Source organism: Hydrogenophilus thermoluteolus, from assembly GCF_003574215.1.
Taxonomy (GTDB): Bacteria; Pseudomonadota; Gammaproteobacteria; order Burkholderiales; family Rhodocyclaceae; genus Hydrogenophilus; species Hydrogenophilus thermoluteolus.
Map to the genome: position 1 here is coordinate 1117326 of NZ_AP018558.1, position 19099 is coordinate 1136424.

16 protein-coding genes are annotated in these 19099 nt (G+C 61.4%); 11 read left to right on the plus strand and 5 right to left on the minus strand.

What is annotated here, in order from left to right; translation table 11 throughout:
- Window positions 1-3: 3 nt before the first annotated feature.
- Genes sufC through HPTL_RS05480 form a run of 7 tightly spaced genes read left to right on the plus strand, consistent with a single transcriptional unit; the run spans window position 4 to window position 5109 of the window.
- Window positions 4-756, plus strand: a complete 753-nt coding sequence (gene sufC / locus HPTL_RS05450; protein WP_119336098.1) for a Fe-S cluster assembly ATPase SufC — start codon at window positions 4-6, stop codon at window positions 754-756.
- Window positions 753-2078, plus strand: coding sequence for a Fe-S cluster assembly protein SufD (gene sufD / locus HPTL_RS05455; RefSeq protein ID WP_170141284.1), 1326 nt, complete (start codon window positions 753-755; stop codon window positions 2076-2078). Before sufC ends, sufD begins: the two co-directional genes overlap by 4 nt.
- A complete protein-coding gene (locus tag HPTL_RS05460; RefSeq protein ID WP_119335064.1) occupies window positions 2075-3313 on the plus strand; it encodes a cysteine desulfurase in 1239 nt (412 codons plus the stop codon). Before sufD ends, HPTL_RS05460 begins: the two co-directional genes overlap by 4 nt.
- A gap of 12 nt (window positions 3314-3325) precedes the next feature.
- Window positions 3326-3781, plus strand: coding sequence for a Fe-S cluster assembly sulfur transfer protein SufU (sufU, locus tag HPTL_RS05465; protein WP_119335065.1), 456 nt, complete (start codon window positions 3326-3328; stop codon window positions 3779-3781).
- Window positions 3782-3786: 5 nt separating this feature from the next.
- Window positions 3787-4338, plus strand: a complete 552-nt coding sequence (sufT, locus tag HPTL_RS05470; protein ID WP_119335066.1) for a putative Fe-S cluster assembly protein SufT — start codon at window positions 3787-3789, stop codon at window positions 4336-4338.
- A gap of 18 nt (window positions 4339-4356) precedes the next feature.
- A complete protein-coding gene (locus HPTL_RS05475; protein ID WP_119335067.1) occupies window positions 4357-4677 on the plus strand; it encodes a non-heme iron oxygenase ferredoxin subunit in 321 nt (106 codons plus the stop codon).
- A gap of 12 nt (window positions 4678-4689) precedes the next feature.
- Window positions 4690-5109 carry a HesB/IscA family protein gene (locus tag HPTL_RS05480; protein ID WP_119335068.1) on the plus strand — a complete coding sequence of 140 codons (420 nt, stop codon included), beginning with the start codon at window positions 4690-4692 and terminating at the stop codon, window positions 5107-5109.
- An 81-nt stretch (window positions 5110-5190) separates the two neighbouring features.
- On the opposite strand, the gene prmB is transcribed toward HPTL_RS05480, so the two are convergent.
- From prmB to dapD, 4 genes are read right to left on the minus strand one after another with little or no spacing between them, the layout of a single operon-like run.
- Window positions 5191-6144: a 50S ribosomal protein L3 N(5)-glutamine methyltransferase gene (prmB, locus tag HPTL_RS05485; RefSeq protein ID WP_119335069.1), complete on the minus strand. Its 954-nt coding sequence runs from the start codon at window positions 6142-6144 to the stop codon at window positions 5191-5193.
- Window positions 6141-7298, minus strand: a complete 1158-nt coding sequence (dapE, locus tag HPTL_RS05490) for a succinyl-diaminopimelate desuccinylase (RefSeq protein WP_119336099.1) — start codon at window positions 7296-7298, stop codon at window positions 6141-6143. The genes prmB and dapE overlap by 4 nt, the downstream gene beginning before the upstream one ends.
- A gap of 36 nt (window positions 7299-7334) precedes the next feature.
- Window positions 7335-8543: a PilT/PilU family type 4a pilus ATPase gene (locus HPTL_RS05495; RefSeq protein WP_119335070.1), complete on the minus strand. Its 1209-nt coding sequence runs from the start codon at window positions 8541-8543 to the stop codon at window positions 7335-7337.
- Between the two features lie 25 nt (window positions 8544-8568).
- A complete protein-coding gene (gene dapD, locus HPTL_RS05500; RefSeq protein ID WP_119335071.1) occupies window positions 8569-9399 on the minus strand; it encodes a 2,3,4,5-tetrahydropyridine-2,6-dicarboxylate N-succinyltransferase in 831 nt (276 codons plus the stop codon).
- A gap of 46 nt (window positions 9400-9445) precedes the next feature.
- On the opposite strand from dapD, the gene smc reads away from it, so the two are divergent.
- The 4 genes from smc to galU are packed head-to-tail and all read left to right on the plus strand — an operon-like array spanning window position 9446 to window position 17128.
- Window positions 9446-12973, plus strand: coding sequence for a chromosome segregation protein SMC (gene smc, locus HPTL_RS05505; protein WP_119335072.1), 3528 nt, complete (start codon window positions 9446-9448; stop codon window positions 12971-12973).
- 24 nt (window positions 12974-12997) lie between these two features.
- On the plus strand, window positions 12998-14083 hold the full coding sequence (locus HPTL_RS05510; protein ID WP_119335073.1) for a cell division protein ZipA C-terminal FtsZ-binding domain-containing protein: 1086 nt from the start codon (window positions 12998-13000) through the stop codon (window positions 14081-14083).
- A gap of 12 nt (window positions 14084-14095) precedes the next feature.
- Window positions 14096-16219, plus strand: a complete 2124-nt coding sequence (gene ligA / locus HPTL_RS05515) for an NAD-dependent DNA ligase LigA (protein ID WP_119335074.1) — start codon at window positions 14096-14098, stop codon at window positions 16217-16219.
- An 18-nt stretch (window positions 16220-16237) separates the two neighbouring features.
- Window positions 16238-17128, plus strand: a complete 891-nt coding sequence (gene galU / locus HPTL_RS05520) for a UTP--glucose-1-phosphate uridylyltransferase GalU (protein ID WP_119335075.1) — start codon at window positions 16238-16240, stop codon at window positions 17126-17128.
- Here the strand turns inward: galU and typA are convergent.
- Window positions 17125-18957, minus strand: a complete 1833-nt coding sequence (gene typA, locus HPTL_RS05525) for a translational GTPase TypA (protein ID WP_119335076.1) — start codon at window positions 18955-18957, stop codon at window positions 17125-17127. The two genes, galU and typA, sit on opposite strands and share 4 nt — an antisense overlap.
- Window positions 18958-19099: the final 142 nt, after the last annotated feature.

The window sequence follows — 19099 nt, forward strand, 5'->3', positions numbered from 1 at the left end:
CCGATGTTGGAAGTCAAAGGGTTGACCGCTGCGGTCGATGGGAAAACGATTTTGAACGGTTTGGACCTGACAGTCCGTGCCGGCGAAGTCCATGCGATCATGGGACCGAACGGTTCGGGGAAGAGTACGCTCTGTCAGGTGCTCGCCGGGCGTGACGGGTACGAAGTCACCGCGGGGTCGGTGCGCTATTTGGGGCAAGACCTGCTCGAAATGGCGCCCGAGATTCGCGCGCGCGAAGGGTTACTGCTCAGTTTCCAGTACCCTGTCGAAATTCCGGGCGTGAAGAACGTCTACCTCCTCAAAGCGGCGTACAACGCGATGCGCAAACACCGCGGCGAACCGGAAGCCGACGCGTTCGAATTCATGGCGTTGGTGCGGGAAAAAATGCGCCTGATGAAGATGGACGAATCGTTCCTGCACCGCTCGGTCAATTCCGGGTTTTCGGGTGGAGAAAAGAAACGCAACGAAATTTTGCAGATGCTCGTGCTCGAGCCGAAATTGGCGCTCTTGGACGAGATCGACTCCGGGCTCGATATCGATGCGTTGAAGATCGTCGCCGACGGGATCAACCGTTTGCGCGACCCGAACCGCGCAATCGTGATGGTAACCCATTACCAGCGGTTGCTCGACTATGTCGAACCCGACGTGATCCATGTCCTCTACCAAGGGCGGATCATCCGTTCGGGCGACAAAACCCTGGCGCATGAACTGGAGGCGAGAGGGTATCAATGGTTGATCGACGAGGTAGCGGCATGAATGCGTCGACGGTGATCGCCCAACCGCTCGTGGCCCAACTCGAAACCTACCGACCGACGCTCCCCGAAAGCGTGGCCGAACGGCAACGCGCGGCGTGCGCGCGTTTTTTGTCGCGTGGTTTTCCCGTGCGCCGCGATGAGGAGTGGAAGTACACACCGGTTCAGGGAATCGCCAATCGCGCGTTCGCGTTGCCCGATGCGGGGGAAGCGCTGCCGCAGACGACGCCGACGGAGCTCGAATGGCCGCACGGTGAAACGCGCCAATGGCGTTTCGTCGACGGTCGCTTGGTTGCCGCGCCCGACGCGCCACCCGAAGGGGTATTCGCGCTGCCATTGGCGGTGGCGTTGGCCGACCCGTTTTGGCAGGAACGGTTTGCTGCACTCGCCACCAGCGAGCATTCGTCGTTCGTCGATCTCAATACCGCGTTGGCAAGCGGCGGACTTTGCCTGCGGATTACCGCGCCCGTGGCGACGCCGCTCGAAATCGTTTGGCAAGTGAGCGCTGGCGTTGCCGGTGAAGGAGCGTCGATTCCCTTGGCGGTACACCCTCGGCTGCTCGTCGTCGTTGAAGCGGGCGCGTCGGCAACCCTCATCGAGCACGCGATCGGCGACGCCGCCAGTAGCCATTTTGTCAACGCCGTATCGGAGATTACCCTGGCGCGCAACGCACAACTGACCCATTACGTCGTTCAGGAACTCCCTGCCGCGGTGCAGCAGATAGCGACCCATGCCGTTGCGGTGGATGCGAACGCCTGTTACCGCTCGTTCAATATCCAACTGGGGGGGCGCCTTGCCCGTCACGATTTCAACGTCCATCTTCACGCACCGGAAGCAGTAGCGGAGTTGGAAGGGCTCTATTTGGTGGGTGCGCGTCAGCACATCGACACCCATACGCGCCTCTTTCACGAAGCGGCGGCCACGACCAGTCGCGAACGGTATCGCCTGATCGGTTTGGAGCGGGGTCGTGGGGTCTTCAAAGGAAAAGTGCGTGTCGCACCTGGCGCCGCGAAAAGCGACGCGCAGCAATCGGTGAAGAGTCTGCTGTTGCATCCTGGTGCTGAGATCGACGCGAAACCAGAGCTCGAAATCTATACCGACGACGTGACGTGTAGCCACGGCGCGACAGTGGGCCAGCTCGATCGCGACGCCCGCTTCTATCTCCTGAGCCGCGGGCTATCGCCTCAGGAAGCAGACGCGCTGCTGATCTTTGCCTTTGCCGAAGCGGTGGTCGAAGCGGTGACGCTTCCTGCGCTCAAAACCTATCTCACGGAGCGGCTGGTCGGCAGACTCCCGGACCGCGATATTCTGGAGGAGCAGCTATGAATGCACCGCAGCGCGTAACCACGTGGGATGTCGAAGCCGTTCGCGCCGATTTCCCGATCTTGGCGCAAACCGTGCATGGCAAACCGCTTGCCTATCTCGACAATGCCGCAACCACCCAAAAACCGAACGCGGTGATCGACGCGATCGCCCATTTCTACCGCCACGACAACGCCAACATCCACCGCGGTGTCCATGCGCTCGCGGAGCGGGCAACGATCGCGTACGAAGCGGCGCGGGAAGCAGCACGGCGGTTTCTCAACGCGCGCTCTGCGAACGAAATCGTCTTCGTGCGCGGCACCACCGAAGCGATCAACCTCGTCGCGGCCAGTTTTGGCGCGCGTTTTCAGCCTGGCGACGAAGTGATCGTTACCGCGATGGAGCACCACGCCAATATCGTGCCGTGGCAACTCGTGCAAGCCCGCACTGGGATCGTCCTCAAGGTGATCCCGATGGACGAAAGCGGTGCGTTGCAAACGGAACAGCTCGCTGCGTTGATCACGCCGCGCACCCGCTTGGTTGCGGTGACCCATGTCTCGAACGCGCTCGGCACGATCAATCCGGTGGCCGAGCTTATTGCGATCGCGCACCAGCACGGTGTCCCGGTACTGGTCGACGGCGCCCAAGCTGTGCCCCATATGCCGGTGGACGTGCAGGCGCTCGACGCCGATTTCTACTGCTTTTCCGGGCACAAACTCTTCGGTCCGACCGGTATCGGCGTGCTCTACGGCAAAGCCGAGCTGCTGGAATCGATGCCGCCCTATCAAGGGGGCGGCGACATGATCCGTACGGTTTCGTTCGAAAAAAGCACCTTTGCACCGCCGCCGCAGCGCTTCGAAGCCGGAACGCCCCACATCGCGGGTGCGATTGGACTCAAAGCAGCGATCGAATACCTCGAAAGGTTGGACCGCCTCGCGGCGCTGCGCTACGAACAGGAGTTGCTCGCCTACGCAACGGAGCGACTGCAAACGGTACCCGGACTCAAGATCGTCGGAACTGCACCCGAAAAGGCTGCGGTGGTCTCGTTCACCATCGACGGCATCCACCCCCACGATTTGGGAACGATCGTCGACCGCTACGGCGTGGCGATTCGGGTCGGGCACCATTGTGCGATGCCGGTGATGACCTTTTTCGGGGTTCCGGCCACCGCGCGGGCCTCGTTCGCGTTCTACAACACCTTTGCGGAAATCGACCAGTTGACCGACGCACTGCACCGAGCGCGTGATTTGCTGGTGTGAAAAGGAGTGGGCATGGAACAAGAGCTGCGCGACCTCTACCAGGAATTGATCCTGGATCACAAACGGCATCCGCGCAATTTTCACGAAATGGCCGATGCAACGCGCACCGTCGAAGGGCACAACCCGCTCTGCGGGGATCACCTGCGTCTTTTCGTCAAACTGGAAGCAGGGCGTATCGCGGACGTGAGCTTCGTCGGTGAAGGCTGTGCGATTTCGACCGCGTCGGCGTCGCTGCTGACCGAAGCGCTCAAAGGCAAAACGGTCGAAGAGGCCGAAACGCTGCTTTCCAAGATGGTGGAACTGCTCACGGCGTCCGAGGCGCCGACAGACCCGATGGCGTTGGGGAAACTTGGCGTGTTGGCAGGCGTGCGTGACTATCCCAGTCGCGTCAAGTGTGCGATGCTGCCGTGGCGTACGCTGCAAGCGGCGCTTTCTGATGACGCCCCTGCTGCAATTTCCACGGAGTGAGCGCGATGTTCGGCAATCAAAGCGAAACCGTGGTGCTGACCCGCGACTGTCCCGTGATTGCGGTTCCGTCCGGAGAGCCGGCGATGTTGCCCGCGGGAACCGAGGTCGAAATCGTGCAAGCATTGGGTGGCTCCTATACCATTCAGCTCGGTTGGCGCCTCTTTCGGGTCGATGGAACCGACGCCGATGCGTTGGGCAAAACCCCACGCCCCAAACCGCAACTGCCCGAAGGGGCGGACGACAAGGCGGTCGAGGCACTCGTATGGGAGCAGCTCAAGACCTGCTACGACCCGGAAATTCCGGTCAATATCGTCGACCTGGGGTTGATTTACGACTGCCAGGTGATCCCGCAGAGCAACGGCAGCCGCCATGTCCAGATCAAAATGACGCTTACCGCTCCGGCTTGCGGCATGGGGCCTGTTCTTGCCGAAGAGGTGCGGCGACGCGTGCTCGACGTTCCGACCGTCGAATCGTGTGACGTCGAACTGGTTTTCGACCCGCCGTGGGATCGCAGTCGGATGAGCGAAGCGGCACGACTCGCTACGGGAACTTACTGAACGAAACGGGGAGGTGCAATGAGCGATTGGGTAACAGTGGCAGCGGAAGACGATTTTGCGGTGGGTTCGTACCGTGTCGTGCCACTCGACGATGTCGAGGTGGTCGTGGTGCGGACCGAAACGGGGTTTTATGCCGTCGAAAATCGGTGCACCCACGCGGACGTTCCTCTGGCAGATGGCGCGCTGCGGGACGAGACGATCACCTGTCCCAAACATGGCGCGCAGTTCTGTTTGAAAACGGGTGCGGCGCTCACGCCCCCCGCGGTTGAAGCAGTCACCACTTTTCCCGTTCGCGTCGCCAACGGGTTGGTTCAAGTGCGTGACGCACGATGGGATTGAGGGAGCACGTGAATGAACGGATCCACAGCAGAAAAAACGGTCACTGCGCCGATCGCGGAAGCGCTGGCGCGGGGTGAACGCTATCCTGACCACGAACGAATCACCGTCACCCCGGCAGCTGCCACCCATATCCGGAAAATGGTCGACAAAGCGCAAGCGCTGGGGCTTCGCATCGGAACGAAAAAGAGTGGTTGTTCCGGCTGGATGTACCACGTGGCATTGGCGGAATCGATCGGTGCGGACGATTTGGCCTTTTCGGTGCCCAACGAGAGGTGGTGGGTGGTCGTCGATGCCGCGAGCTTTCCCTACCTCAAAGGGCTTACGATCGATTACCAAGGGGAGGGGTTGTCGCGTCGCTTGACCTACCACAACCCCAACGTCAGCGAATCGTGTGGTTGCGGCGAGAGTTTTGCCTTACCCCCATCTTCATGAAATCCGTTCGCGTGCTGTGGCGGGATGACCCCCTTTATCCGCGCGACCCGTCGTGCTGCAGTATGGTGATGGGAGTACACTTCACCACGGCGCGGTGAGGGCAAAGATCGCTTGCGGGTGCCCCGCGGTAGCCAGCCACGTGAGCGGTAGCGACGGTTTGCCGGGGACAGCGAGCGCTGCCTCTGCTTCACGGCGGTTGTGGCCTACCTCGACGAGAAGTTTTCCACCTGCCGTGAGGTAGCGCGGCGCGTCGGCAACGATGCGCCGCACTAGCGTCATCCCATCATCCCCTGCGGCCAGCGCCAGTTGCGGCTCGTGGCGGAATTCGTCGGGAAGATTGGCCATCGCCTCAGTAGTCACATACGGCGGGTTGGCCAGAATCAAGTCGAACGGTTCACTGGGCGCACCCAGTGCGGCGAAGAGATCGCCTTGCGCAAGCGTGATGCGTTCCGTGAGCCCGTAACTTTCCACGTTGATTTGCGCGACGGCCAACGCGTCGGGCGAAAGGTCGGTTGCAACGATTTGCGCGTTGGGAAACGCTTCGGCAGCCAGAATCGCCAAACAGCCGCTTCCCGTGCACAGTTCGAGCACGCGCGTGACTGCCGTAGGGGGTTTCTCGAGCCAGCGCGCCAGTGCTTCCGGTGCAAGGAGTTCGGCCAGGAACGAACGCGGAATGATCACCCGCTCGTCGACATAAAACGGTTTTCCCTGTAGCCACGCCTCGTTGAGGAGGTAGGCGGTGGGCACGCGTGCTTCGGTACGCGCGGCTAGGAGTTCCGCCAGGTGGCTCCGTTCGTCGGGCAGCAATCGGGCGTCGAGCAGCATATCGAGTGTGTCGAGCGGGAGGTGGAGCGCTCGTGCAACCAGCCACCGCGCTTCGCAAATCGCATCGAGACACCCTTGACCATAGGCGCATTCGGCGGATTCCATCGCGGTGACGGCAAAACGGATCCAATCACGCACCGTTGTCAGGTTTTCTATGGCCGTTTCCCATTCGGTGCCCAGCGTGAGCGAAAAAGTTTCGTCGCTGTTCATACGCCCTCCTCTCTGGCGAGCAGTTTGTGGAGCGTGGTTTCATAGATGCGCGCCAAGGGTTCGAGATCGGCGACGGCAATGCGCTCGTCGACCTGATGGATCGTTGCGTTCACGGGTCCAAATTCGACCACTTGGGGACAGATTTGGGCAATGAAGCGGCCATCCGAAGTTCCGCCGCTTGTCGAGCAGGTGGGCGTCACGCCCGTTACGGCAGTGATCGCATGGTGTAATGCCGCGACCAGCTCCGCCCGTGGGGTCAAAAACGGGCGCCCCGAAAGGGACCAGTCCAACGTGTAGCGGAGGTGGTGCCGGTTCAAAATCGCTTCGGTGCGCGCAATCAACTGCTCCGGGGTCTGTTCGGTACTGAAACGGAAATTGAAATCGACCGTGCAGGTGCCAGGAATGACATTGGTCGCCCCCGTTCCGGCATGGATATGGGCCACTTGAAACGTGGTGGGCGGAAAATCGTCGTTGCCGTGATCCCAGACCGTGCTGCACAGTTCCGCAAGCGCTGGCGCCAAACGGTGAACCGGATTGTCGGCGAGGTGGGGATAGGCAACGTGCCCCTGTTTCCCCAGCACCGTGAGGTGGCCGGTGAGGGAACCGCGCCGACCGTTTTTGAGGGTATCGCCCAACCGTTGGCTGCACGTTGGTTCGCCGACGATCGTGTAGTCGAGCGTTTCCCCCCGTTGCGCAAGGAGATCGACGACGTGGCGCGTACCATACTGGGCAGGTCCTTCTTCGTCGGAAGTGAGGAGAAACGCGATCGAGCCCCGGTGGTTGGGGTGCGACGCAACGAAGCGGCTTGCGGCGACGACCATCGCTGCGAGCGAACTTTTCATGTCAGCCGCACCGCGGCCGTAGAGATAGACTACGCCGTCATCCCCTTCGGCGACCGTCGGCGTGAAAGGGGGAAAGCGCCAGCGTGCCGAATCACCCGGCGGAACGACGTCGGTGTGGCCAGCAAAGACGACATACGGTTGCGTTGTGCCGCGCCGCGCCCAGAGATTAGCGACCCCTGCGCAATCGAACCGTTCGCAGGAAAAACCGAGCGAAGTGAGCCGATTTGCGATGAGGTCAAGGCAACCCGCGTCGTCGGGCGTGACCGACGGACGGGCGATCAACGCTTGCGCGAGTTCCAACACCGGGCTCATCATGACCGAATCGCCGTTTTGCGCGTCCAACATGGTTCATTCGATCCGAAAGTGAGAGAAATCCACGGAAGTTTCGTCCGAAGCAGTAGGAGTGCGCAGAGGATTGGGCGCTGATCGCTGCGAACCCGTTACCGGTTCCTGCTCCGACACTTCGTCTTTGACCCGGTTGCTGGGGCCGTTGTCGAGCCGCCAAGCCAGATTGCTGGGGGAATCGGCGTATTGCATCGCGACTTCGCGAGTGATCGCGCCGCTTTCCACCAGCTGCGCAAGCGCCTCTTCGAAACTTTTCATCTCGGCGGTGAGCGAGCGTTCGAGCGCTTCCCGAACGGCAAAGAGGTTTCCCTTTTCGATCGCTTCAGCGATGAGCGCAGTGTTGAGCAGGATCTCAACGGCCGGATAGCGGCGACCCCTTAGTCCAGGAACCAACCGTTGCGCAACGATCGCGCGTAACGCAACCGCCAGGTCTCCGTAGAGGAGCGCGCGGCTCTCCAACGGAAAAAAGTTGACGATGCGGTTGAGCGCGTGATAGCTGGTGTTGGCATGCAGCGACGCGAGCACCAGATGTCCCGTGAGCGCGTATTGCAGCGCTGCCTCCATCGTTTCGCGCGTGCGGATCTCGCCGATCAAGATGCAGTCCGGCGCTTGCCGCATCGCGTTCTTGAGCGACTCGGCCCAGGAGTGGGTGTCCGTACCGACGTCGCGCTGATTGACGATCGATTTCTTATGTTGAAAGAGGAACTCGATCGGGTCTTCGACCGTGAGGATATGGCCGCTGCGCTGGGCCGCGCGGGTGTCGACCATCGACGCCAGCGTGGTCGATTTGCCGCTTCCCGTGGCACCGACCACCAACACCAAACCGCGCTGCGCCAGCGCTAGGTCGCGAAGAATCGGTGGCAGATGGAGCGCTTCGAGCGCCGGGATCTCCAGCGGAATATAGCGAAAAACCGCCGCGGGCGTGCCGCGCTGCCAAAAGAGGTTGCAGCGGAAATTGCCAATACCGGGCAGTGGCAGCGAAAAGTTGAGCTCCCGTTCGCGGACGAACTGCGCCCAACGCGCTTCGTCAGCGACGAACGCCTGCAGCCACTCGGTGAGTTGGGGTGCGGTCAGTGTCTGGGCGTTCAAGGGTTGGGCGTTGCCTTCGATCCGAATCGTCACCGGCGCACCCGCACTCAAATAGACGTCGGACGCTCGTTTCGCCGCCATCAGGCGGAAGATCTTCTCGAAGGTAGGGGTGAGTTGTGCCATCGGAACTGCTCAGTCCGGTATGGGTTCAAGTGCCGCGCAAGAGTTCGTTGATCGCGGTTTTGGCGCGAGTTTGCGCATCCACCCGCTTGACGACCACGGCGCAATAGAGGCTATAACGCCCATCGGCGCTCGGCAACGACCCGGGGACGACGACCGAACCCGAAGGAACGCGTCCGTAATGGATTTCCCCCGTCTCGCGATCGAAAATTCGGGTGCTTTGTCCAATATAGACCCCCATCGAGATCACGCTGTTTTCTTCGACCACCACCCCTTCAACGATCTCTGAACGTGCGCCGATGAACACGTTGTCTTCGATGATCACCGGGCCAGCTTGAACCGGCTCCAACACGCCGCCAATCCCGACACCACCCGAAAGGTGCACGTTTTTACCGATTTGCGCGCACGAGCCGACGGTTGCCCAGGTGTCGACCATCGTGCCTTCGTCGACGTACGCACCGATATTGACGTAGCTGGGCATCAAGACCACGTTTTTGGCGATGTAACTCCCGCGGCGTACCATCGCCTGGGGAACGACGCGACACCCAGCGGCGCGAAACGCCGCTTCGTCGTACGACGCGAATTTGGGGGCGACTTTGTCGAAATAGCGCGAAACTCCGTCATCCATCACCCAGTTGTCGTAGAGGCGAAAGGAAAGGAGCACCGCTTTCTTGACCCACTGATTGACCACCCAATCACCGACGCCGCGCCGCTCCGCAACCCGAAGCTCGCCACGGTCCAACCCGGCAATCACCGCATCCACCGCGTCGCGTACGTCTTGCGGGGCTTTGGTCGGGGAAAAGCGGGTACGCTCTTCGAATGCCGCGTCGATGAGTGCTTGCGTCTCCTGCCAGTTCATTCCGCTTCCTTTCTTCCACCAGTGAATTCAAACGGCAAATGGTATCATGCGCGCCCAATGGTTGCATGAGGTGACGATGCGACTTTCCCGAATCCGACTCGCTGGCTTCAAAACCTTCGTCGAACCCACCGTGATTGCGGTCGATGCGCCGTTTGTCGCGATCGTTGGCCCCAATGGCTGCGGCAAGTCGAACGTGATCGACGCCGTGCGCTGGGTGCTTGGTGAAACGCGCGCCTCCAGTATGCGCGCGCAGACGATGAGCGACGTGATCTTCAACGGCAGCGCCGAACGCAAACCCGCAGCTCGCGCCAGCGTCGAGCTGATCTTCGACAACCTCAACGAAGCGCGAGTGGGGGCATGGGCGCGGTTTGAAACACTCTCGGTCAAAAGGATTCTGACCCGAGACGGGGAATCGAGTTACTGGCTCAACGGTCAACGGGTGCGGAGGCGAGATGTGCTCGACCTCTTTTTGGGCACCGGTCTGGGACCGCGCGCCTACGCGATCATCGAGCAGGGGATGGTGAACCGACTGATCGAAGCCAAACCGGAAGAGTTGCGCCATCTGCTCGAAGAGGCCGCAGGAGTGACCCGATATCGGGAACGCCGCAAAGAGACGGAAGCGAAGCTCCAGGAAGCCGAAGCGCACCTCGCGCGGCTTCGGGATCAGTTGGCGACGTTGCGCAGCAACGAAGCCCGACTCCAAGCCGAAGCGGAAACTGCCAAAACCTGGCGCAAATGGACCGCGCAAAAAACGCGAACCGAGCGTCTTTTGTGGGCGTTGCGTCGGGTGCGTGCAGAGCAGGTGCTCGCTGCCGCGCGGCATGCCGAAACCGAAGCGGCGGCGCAACTTGCAAAGTGGCGCGAACAGCTCGCGGCGTTGTCTCAGGAAAGGGCAGCGGCGCAAACCGCTTTCCAAGAAGCCACGCAGACGTTAGAAGCAGCACAGCAAAACTACTATCAAATCCAGGCGCAGGTGGTGGAACTGCGCCACCAAGCGCAGAACGCTGCGATACGACAAACGGCGTTGGCGCAGGAACGCGAAACGATCCTTGCTGAGCGCGCCCGTTGGGCAGCGGAACAGACGCGGGTGACCGAAGCGTTGCACGCGGCGCAGGAAGAGGTCGCGGTCTGTGAGGCGCGCTGGGAGGAGCTGCTCGAAGCCTGGGATGCCGCTCAGGAGGCGTTGCAAGCTGCCGAATGCGTTGCGCAACAAAAACACGCCGTCGAGAAACGTTTGCAGCACGAAAGGGATCAGCTCGACAGGCGTCTTGCGCAGGTGCGACTCCATCGGCAAACTGCTGAGCGGCAGCAGCAAAAGATTTTTACGCAGCGCGCGCACTTGCGCCAAGAGCTGGAATCCCACGACGACGCGCCTGCGGATTTGGCGCCGCTCCTTGCGGAACAGACGGCGGTTCAGGAACAACGCGCTAGACTGGAACGTGCGTTGGCGCAAAGCGACGTCGAATGTACAGCGCTCGACACCGAAACGCGCCAAGCGGATGAGGCCCTTCGGTCCTGGCGCGAACAACGGGCGGAAGTGGCGGGTCGCGTGCGTAGCTTGGAAAAAGCATTGTCGCGGCATCGAAACGCTGCGGCCAAAGCGCACGCTGCGGAAAATCCAGAACTCTGGCAGCAGATCGATGTGGCCCCTGAGTATGCTAATGCAGTTGCGGCCGCGCTCACACCGTGGATGCAGAGCATAGCCGCTACGCCGGATGGCGTATTGCCGAAGGGTGTAGGCTCGTGCGCCGTGCGGCGCGACGCGGTTCCCGAACGCACACCGAACGATCCGCCAAAGCCACCGGAAGGCGTCGTTGCCCTCCATTCGGTGATCACGACGTCCGATCCCGCGCTCGCATCGTGGCTGCGCGCAAAACTCGACAACGTCTGGCTGACCGAAACCCTTACTGCGGCAATCGACGCGTGGGTGGTCGCCCATCACGCCATCGTCGTGACCCGTGACGGTGGGCAACTCACCCCTTGGGGCTGGATTCCTCGGAACGAATCCGATTCGGCGGCACAGGAAGCGACCCTGCTCGAACAGCGTGCCGAGCTCGCCGAATGGCAACAACGGTTGGTCGCCATCGAAAAAGAGATCGAGTCTGCCGAGCAGCATGCGGCGCTGTGTGCGGAACGATACCAAATTGCCCGGGAAAAGGGTGAAGCGCTGCGCGCTGAGCAGCGCCAAATCACACAGCACGAGCAGAAACTTGCATTGCAATTGGCGCAACGCAAAGAGCAGTTGGCGTGGGCAAAGCGCTGGCGCGCCGAACGTTTGGCGCGCCTGGCTGAGCTCGATGCCGAATGGGCGCGATTGCATGACGAGATCGCAGAGCGAAACGACGAAGAGGAAGCGCTGCTCGAGCAGCTCGCACTGCTGGACGAAGCGTTGGAGCGAGCGCGCACCGAGGCGCGCGTTGCGCAAAGTGCCTGGCAAGAGGCGCAACAAAACGCGCGCACACTCGAGCACGAGAAGCAGGCGCTCGCAGCGCAACAGCAACAGATGACCCGGCATTGCACGCTCCTAGCAGAAAGCCTTACGCGAACGGAAACGGAACGGCAACGGCTCGAGAGCCGACTTGCGGAGCTCGACCGTGAAGCCGCTGCGCTCGATACCGGACCCGCACCAGAAACCGTGCGCACCTTGGAGGCGCAACTCGACCAGGCCGAACAAGCCGTCCGGGGAGCGCGTGAAGCCGTGAAAGCCGCGGAAGCGCACTTTCGCGCCGCAGAGCAGCAGGCGCAGGCCCACGAACAGGCACGGAACGCGCTCGAAACGGCGTGGCAACAGGCGCACGATGCACGCGTTGCCGCGGAAATGGAAGTGGCGCGGTGGCAAGAGGCCTTGGCGGCGGCGGAGGTCGACTGGGACGCGTTGCGGGTTCAGGTCCCTCATCTCGACGAACAGCAGCTCGCCAACGAATTGGAACGACTCACCCAAGCGATCGACGCGCTCGGGCCAGTGAACCACGCGGCGTTCGCTGCACTCGAAGCGCTCACCCAGGAGATCGACGCATTGCAACGCCAAGTCGATGATATCGCTGCTGCCGAACAGACCTTGCGGGAAGCGATCCGTACCATCGACAAAGAGACGCGGGAAGCGTTGCAACAGACCCACCGCGCGGTCAATCGCGCCTTTTCCGAACGCTTCTCGCAACTTTTTGGTGGCGGGCAAGCGCAATTGGCGCTGACGGGAGACGAAATCCTCGACGCCGGCGCACAGATCATCGCACAGCCACCCGGCAAAAAGAACGGCACGATCCAGCTCCTCTCTGGCGGCGAGAAAGCTTTGACTGCGATTGCGCTGGTTTTCGCCTTTTTCGACCTCAATCCCGCGCCGTTTTGCATTCTCGACGAGGTCGACGCGCCGCTGGACGACGCCAATACCCAGCGCTATGCGGCGCTGATTCGCACGATGGCAGAACGAACCCAGTTCCTCGTGATCACCCACAACAAACTGACGATGGCCGCAGCGGATCGTTTGGTCGGGGTGACGATGCGCGAGCAAGGGGTTTCCCGCACAGTGGACGTCGACGTGGAACGTGCCGTACAATTGGCGCAACCGGCCGTATAACCTTCGGCGTTAGGAACCGATTCGATGGATACCCAACTGTTGCTTGCCTTGGGGGGGGTCGCTGCACTGGCCGGCGTAGGTTTTTGGGCCTACACCGCGTGGCAGACCCACCAACACCGCAAAAAGATCGAACAGAGCTTTGCGCGTCCCGACGAGGCGCGTTCGCTGGAAGTGGAACCGGAAGGGCGGCTCAACCCGTTTGGCCCAGTGAAACGAAGCCGCGTGGTGCGCGAAAACGAACCGGAGCTGCCGGTCGAACCCCGTCCCGAACACCCGCCAGAACACCCGCGCCACCTCCACCGGCGGGTGGACCTGATGGTGGAATTCACCGCGAGCGAACCGATCGATCTCGCGCGGCTGCGTGAAGTCCTGATCGCCGAATTCCGCGACGCCGACAATTTGCCGATGCGCTGGTACTTTTTCGACGACGCCAACAACGACTGGGAACTCGTCACGATCGAAAGCAATGGCACGCCGCACAAAATCCTAGCGGCACTCCAACTCTGTGATCGTTCCGGCCCGATCGGCGAGCGGGAATACCTGCGCTTTATCGGGGGTGCCGAGCGGGTTGCCGACCAATTGGGTCTGGCGCTCGGTCGCATCGATTCGCGTACGCAGGTATTGCGCTTGGCGCAAGAACTGGATCGTTTCTGCCACGACGTCGATCTGCAAATCGCGATCAACCTCAAACCCCGTGAAGGGACGATGCGTGGCACCAAAGTTCGCGCCGCCGCCGAGGCGTACGGCATGCGGCTCGACGCCGATGGCGTTTATCGCCTCTACGACGACAATGGCGCGGTCCTCTTCGCACTCATGGACGCGACGGGAGAGCCGTTCATCGCTGCCGAAATGCGCGTCCGCCAAGTCCCCGCACTGACGCTCGTTCTCGAAACCGCGCTCATCCCGTCGGCTGCCGTCTTCGACCGGATGATCGCGTTCGCGGAAAAATTGACGAAAACGCTCGAAGCCGAAATCGTCACCGACGACGGGGCTCCGCTTTCCCCCGAAGCGCTCAAATGGCTCCGGGGACAAGTGGAGTCGAGCCACGAACGGATGCGGCAATTCGAAGTGCCACCGGGTGGCACGGTTGCGCAACGCCTCTTTGCCTAAGGGGAAGCGGCATTGTCGTTACAGCGCACCCGAACGATTCCCGACGCGGTTCGTGAACGCGTTGCAACCCTGCGCGAAACGATCCGGCGCTTGGATTACGCCTATTACGTGCGCAACGAACCCTTGGTCCCGGACGCCGAATACGATCGGCTCTTTCGGGAACTGGAAGCGCTGGAAGCGCAGTATCCGGAATTGATCACCCCCGATTCGCCCACGCAGCGCGTGGGGGGGGCGCCAGCACCCGAATTTCGTGAAGTGACCCATGAGCTCCCCATGCTGTCACTCGCGAACGCGTTTACCCCAGAAGAGGTGCTCGCGTTCGATCGCCGCTGCCGCGAAGGGTTGGGCGTCCCCGCGGTGCGGTACGCCTGTGAACCCAAATTCGACGGTGTTGCGATTTCGCTCCTCTACGAAAACCGCGTGCTGACCCGCGCGGCAACCCGCGGCGATGGGTTCAAAGGGGAAGAGGTCACCGCTAACGCCCGGACCATTCGCACGATCCCGTTGCGTTTGCCCGACGAAGCGCCAAAGCTTCTCGAAGTACGCGGCGAAGTGGTGATGACTCATGCCGATTTTGCCGCACTCAACGCACGCCAGCTTGCTGCGGGCGAAAAGACCTTCGCGAACCCACGAAACGCCGCATCGGGAAGCTTGCGCCAGCTCGACCCCAAAGTCACTGCGAAACGGCCGCTGCGCTTTTACGCTTACCAATGGGTTCGCGCCGAAGGGGTCGATGCGGCCCCGGAAACCCATTCCGAGGCGCTCGAACGTCTAGAGCGGTTCGGCTTCCCGGTTTCCGAATGGCGCCAGACCGTGGTCGGTGCCGAAGCGCTGCTCGACTACTACCAGAAGATGCTGGCGCGCCGCGACCAACTCCCTTTCGATATCGACGGCGTTGTCTATAAAGTCGATGCGTTTGCTGAGCAAGATCGCCTGGGGTTCGTCGCGCGCGCTCCGCGTTGGGCGATCGCGCACAAATTCCCCCCGCAAGAGGCAGTGACGCAACTTCTGGCAATCGATGTCCAAGTGGGGCGCACCGGTGCGCTGACTCCGGTGGCGCGCCTTGCCCCGGTTGCGGTTGGCGGCGTTACCGTTGCGAACGCGACGCTCCACAACGAAACGTTCATCCGGCAGCAAGACATTCGCATCGGCGACTGGGTCGTCGTGCGCCGTGCCGGTGACGTGATTCCCGAAATCGTCCGCTCCCTGCCCGAGCGGCGACGTGGCACGGAGCAGGTGTTCACGCTGCCATCGCACTGTCCCGTTTGTGGCTCGCACGTCGAACGGGATCCCGAAAAAGCGATCGCCTACTGTACCGGCGGACTCTACTGTCCCGCGCAACGCAAACGGGCAATCGAACATTTCGCGAGCCGCCGAGCGATGAACATCGAAGGGTTGGGCGAAAAACTGATTGCCGAACTCGTCGATCGGGAATGGGTGCGCAACCCAGCCGATCTCTACGACCCTGAGCGGATCTCCGTCGATCGGTTGGCCACTTTACCCCGGATGGGACCGAAGTCGGCCGCAAACCTCATCGCCGCGATCGAGCGCAGCCGCCATACCACGTTGCCCCGTTTCCTCTACGCCCTGGGGATTCGTAACGTGGGCGAAGCCACGGCAAAAGATCTGGCGCGCCATTTCGGTTCGCTCGATGCCCTCATCGCAGCGACCGAAGCCGATCTGATGGCGGTGCCGGAAATCGGTCCGATCGTGGCGGCGTCGATTCATCAATTTTTCCGCGAACCTCATAACCTCGAAGTGATCGCCGCGCTCAAGCGCCATGGGGTTACCTGGTTGGAAGGGGAACCCCTTGCGGCGACATCGGTTTCGTCTCAAGACGCAATGCCCGCACCAGCCGACCCGAGCGAAGCGAACCGATCCCACGCGTTGGCAGGTCTGACGTTCGTGCTCACGGGCACCTTGCCCACGCTCACGCGCGAAGCGGCCACTGCGCTCATCGAAGCGCACGGAGGCAGGGTAAGCGGATCGGTATCGAAAAAGACGAGTTACGTCGTCGCGGGCGAAGCTGCTGGGAGCAAATTGGCGAAAGCGGAAGCGCTGGGGATTCCCATCCTCGACGAAGCAGGACTCAGGCGCCTCATCGCGGAAAAAAGTAATTCAACTTCATCTATTTGACTGAATGTGGAGAAAACTATGGCCCGACCCTTGGTACGCAAAGCGGTTTTTCCCGTCGCGGGGATGGGAACGCGTTTTCTGCCCGCGACCAAGGCAAGTCCCAAAGAGATGTTGCCGATCGTCGACAAGCCGCTGATTCAATATGCAGTGGAAGAGGCGGTCGCAGCGGGGATCACCGAGCTCATTTTCATCACCGGGCGGACCAAACGCTCGATCGAAGATCACTTCGACAAGGCTTATGAGTTGGAATCGGAACTCGAACAGCGCGGCAAACACACGCTGTTGGAGGTGGTGCGTAAGACCGTCCCGCAGGGGGTGACCTGCATCTATATTCGGCAGCCAGAGGCGCTGGGGCTAGGCCACGCGGTCCTGTGCGCGCAGCCGGTGGTCGGCAACGAACCCTTTGCGGTGCTCCTTGCCGACGACCTCTGCGACAATGGCGATGGCAAACCGGTGCTCCAGCAAATGGTCGAGGTCTTCGCGTACCACCGTTGTTCGGTGTTGGGGACGATGACGGTACCGCGTGAGCAGACCAAGCAGTACGGAATCGTCAGCACCGATCCGTGTGAGCAGGGCAATACCCGGCGCATTCGCGCGATCGTCGAAAAACCCGAACCCGAAAAGGCCCCTTCGACACAAGCGGTGGTTGGCCGCTACATCCTCACCGCCGCGATCTTCGATCACCTCAAGCGCATCCAACCGGGGGCAGGGGGAGAGCTCCAGCTCACCGACGCGATCAGCTCGCTTCTCAAAGAGGAGGCGGTACTCTCCTACGCATTCGAAGGGGTGCGTCACGACTGTGGGTCGAAAGCCGGATACCTGCAAGCCACCGTCGAATTTGCACTGCGCCATCCCGAGGTGGCCGAAGCGTTCCGCGCCTATCTCAAAGAGCGTGTTGCGGCGCTTTAATCGCTGTCGCTCCGCGCGGCTTTGCGCCGTTCGTGCTCTTTGAGGAGCCGTTTGCGCAGCCGGATGCTCGTCGGCGTGATCTCGACCAGTTCGTCGTCGTCGATGAATTCGACCGCGCGTTCCAGCGTCAGTTCGATGGGCGGTGTCAGGCGCACCGCCTCGTCGGAACCCGAAGCGCGAATGTTGGTGAGCTGTTTGGTCCGCACCGGATTGACGACCAGGTCGTTTTCTCGGCTGTGAATGCCGATGATCATCCCTTCGTAGACCGGATCACCTGGTTTCACGAACATCCGCCCGCGTTCTTGCAGCTTCCAAAGCGCGTACGCGACACATTCGCCGTCTTCTTGAGAAACGAGGACGCCGTTACGTCGCCCAGGGATCGGTCCGGCGTACGGAGCATAGTCGTCAAAGATATGGCTCATCAACCCCGTGCCGCGGGTCAGCGTCAGGAACTCGCCTTGGAAACCGATCAGCCCTCGAGCCGGAATGCGGTATTCCATCCGCACCCGCCCTTTGCCGTCGATCTGCATATCGAGGAGTTCGGCGCGCCGGCGCCCCAGCTCTTCCATCACCGCGCCTTGGTGTCCCTCTTCGATATCGACGGTGAGGCGTTCGTACGGCTCACACCGCACGCCGTCGATCTCTTTGAAGACGACCCGCGGCCGTCCGACCGCCAATTCGAACCCTTCCCGTCGCATGTTTTCGAGCAAAATGGTCAAATGGAGCTCGCCGCGACCGGAGACTTCGAACTGCTCTGCCGATTCACCACCGAAGTCGACGCGCAGCGCGACGTTGCGCAAAAGCTCTTTTTCCAGCCGTTCGCGAATCTGGCGGCTGGTGACATATTTCCCTTCGCGCCCGGCAAGGGGTGAGGTATTGACCATGAAGGTCATCGTCAAGGTCGGTTCATCGACCGCGATCGGAGGTAACGGCTGGGGATCGTCCGGATCACAGAGGGTGACCCCAATCCCGATGGCGTCGATCCCGCTCACCATCACGATGTCGCCTGCGGTGGCTTCAGGAACCGGGATCCGCTCCAAGCCGCGAAAACCGAGGATTTGCCCAACCTTGCCCTTGCCTAGGAACGTTTCACCGCGATAGACCGCAACCTCTTGATTGGGGCGCAACACCCCTTGTTTGATGCGACCGATCCCCATCTGCCCCAGATAGTTGGAGTGGTCGAGCGACGCGATCAAGAGTTGGAGGGGCGCGTCACGGTCTACGGCGGGGGGCGGGACATGGGTGAGAATCGCCTCGAAAAGGGGGCGCATGTCGCTCGAAGGGGTCTTGAGGTCGAGCGTCGCGTAACCGTTGAGCGCAGAGGCATAGACGACGGGGAAATCGAGTTGTTCGTCACTGGCGTCGAGTTCGGCGAAGAGGTCGAACGTGGCGTTGATCACCCAATCGGGGCGCGCTCCCGGGCGGTCGATTTTGTTGATCACGACGATCGGTTTCAACCCCAGAGCGAGCGCCTTCTGCGTAACGAAACGCGTTTGCGGCATCGGCCCTTCGACCGCGTCGACCAAGAGCAAGACGCCATCGACCATCGAAAGCACCCGTTCGACCTCACCACCGAAATCGGCGTGACCGGGGGTGTCGATGATGTTGATCAGCGTTCCTTCATAGGTGATCGCGCAGTTTTTCGCCAAAATGGTGATGCCGCGCTCACGCTCCAGTTCGTTGCTGTCGAGGATCCGTTCTCCGACGGTCTGATGGTTGGCAAAGGTTCCTGACTGTTTCAACAGTTGGTCGACCAATGTCGTTTTGCCATGGTCGACGTGGGCGATGATCGCGATGTTGCGAATCGCAGGGTGGGTTTGGGTCGTCATAAACAAACGCTTTCGTACGATTCGTTGCCAAAGGTGCGCATTATACGGGGAAGGGCACCGTTCCCCCACGGCACCGTCGTATTGAACACATATGACTTGCAGGTTCGCTACAAGCCGGTGCAGTTGGCACGGGTCTTTGCCC

What these genes read in the sequence shown, in the direction of transcription:
- sufC (WP_119336098.1), top strand. Translation starts at nt 4, where the DNA reads ATGTTGGAAGTCAAAGGGTTGACCGCTGCGGTCGATGGGAAAACGATT.
- sufD (WP_170141284.1), top strand. Translation starts at nt 753, where the DNA reads ATGAATGCGTCGACGGTGATCGCCCAACCGCTCGTGGCCCAACTCGAA.
- HPTL_RS05460 (WP_119335064.1), top strand. Translation starts at nt 2,075, where the DNA reads ATGAATGCACCGCAGCGCGTAACCACGTGGGATGTCGAAGCCGTTCGC.
- sufU (WP_119335065.1), top strand. Translation starts at nt 3,326, where the DNA reads ATGGAACAAGAGCTGCGCGACCTCTACCAGGAATTGATCCTGGATCAC.
- sufT (WP_119335066.1), top strand. Translation starts at nt 3,787, where the DNA reads ATGTTCGGCAATCAAAGCGAAACCGTGGTGCTGACCCGCGACTGTCCC.
- HPTL_RS05475 (WP_119335067.1), top strand. Translation starts at nt 4,357, where the DNA reads ATGAGCGATTGGGTAACAGTGGCAGCGGAAGACGATTTTGCGGTGGGT.
- HPTL_RS05480 (WP_119335068.1), top strand. Translation starts at nt 4,690, where the DNA reads ATGAACGGATCCACAGCAGAAAAAACGGTCACTGCGCCGATCGCGGAA.
- prmB (WP_119335069.1), bottom strand. Translation starts at nt 6,144, where the DNA reads ATGAACAGCGACGAAACTTTTTCGCTCACGCTGGGCACCGAATGGGAA.
- dapE (WP_119336099.1), bottom strand. Translation starts at nt 7,298, where the DNA reads ATGAGCCCGGTGTTGGAACTCGCGCAAGCGTTGATCGCCCGTCCGTCG.
- HPTL_RS05495 (WP_119335070.1), bottom strand. Translation starts at nt 8,543, where the DNA reads ATGGCACAACTCACCCCTACCTTCGAGAAGATCTTCCGCCTGATGGCG.
- dapD (WP_119335071.1), bottom strand. Translation starts at nt 9,399, where the DNA reads ATGAACTGGCAGGAGACGCAAGCACTCATCGACGCGGCATTCGAAGAG.
- smc (WP_119335072.1), top strand. Translation starts at nt 9,446, where the DNA reads ATGCGCGCCCAATGGTTGCATGAGGTGACGATGCGACTTTCCCGAATC.
- HPTL_RS05510 (WP_119335073.1), top strand. Translation starts at nt 12,998, where the DNA reads ATGGATACCCAACTGTTGCTTGCCTTGGGGGGGGTCGCTGCACTGGCC.
- galU (WP_119335075.1), top strand. Translation starts at nt 16,238, where the DNA reads ATGGCCCGACCCTTGGTACGCAAAGCGGTTTTTCCCGTCGCGGGGATG.
- typA (WP_119335076.1), bottom strand. Translation starts at nt 18,957, where the DNA reads ATGACGACCCAAACCCACCCTGCGATTCGCAACATCGCGATCATCGCC.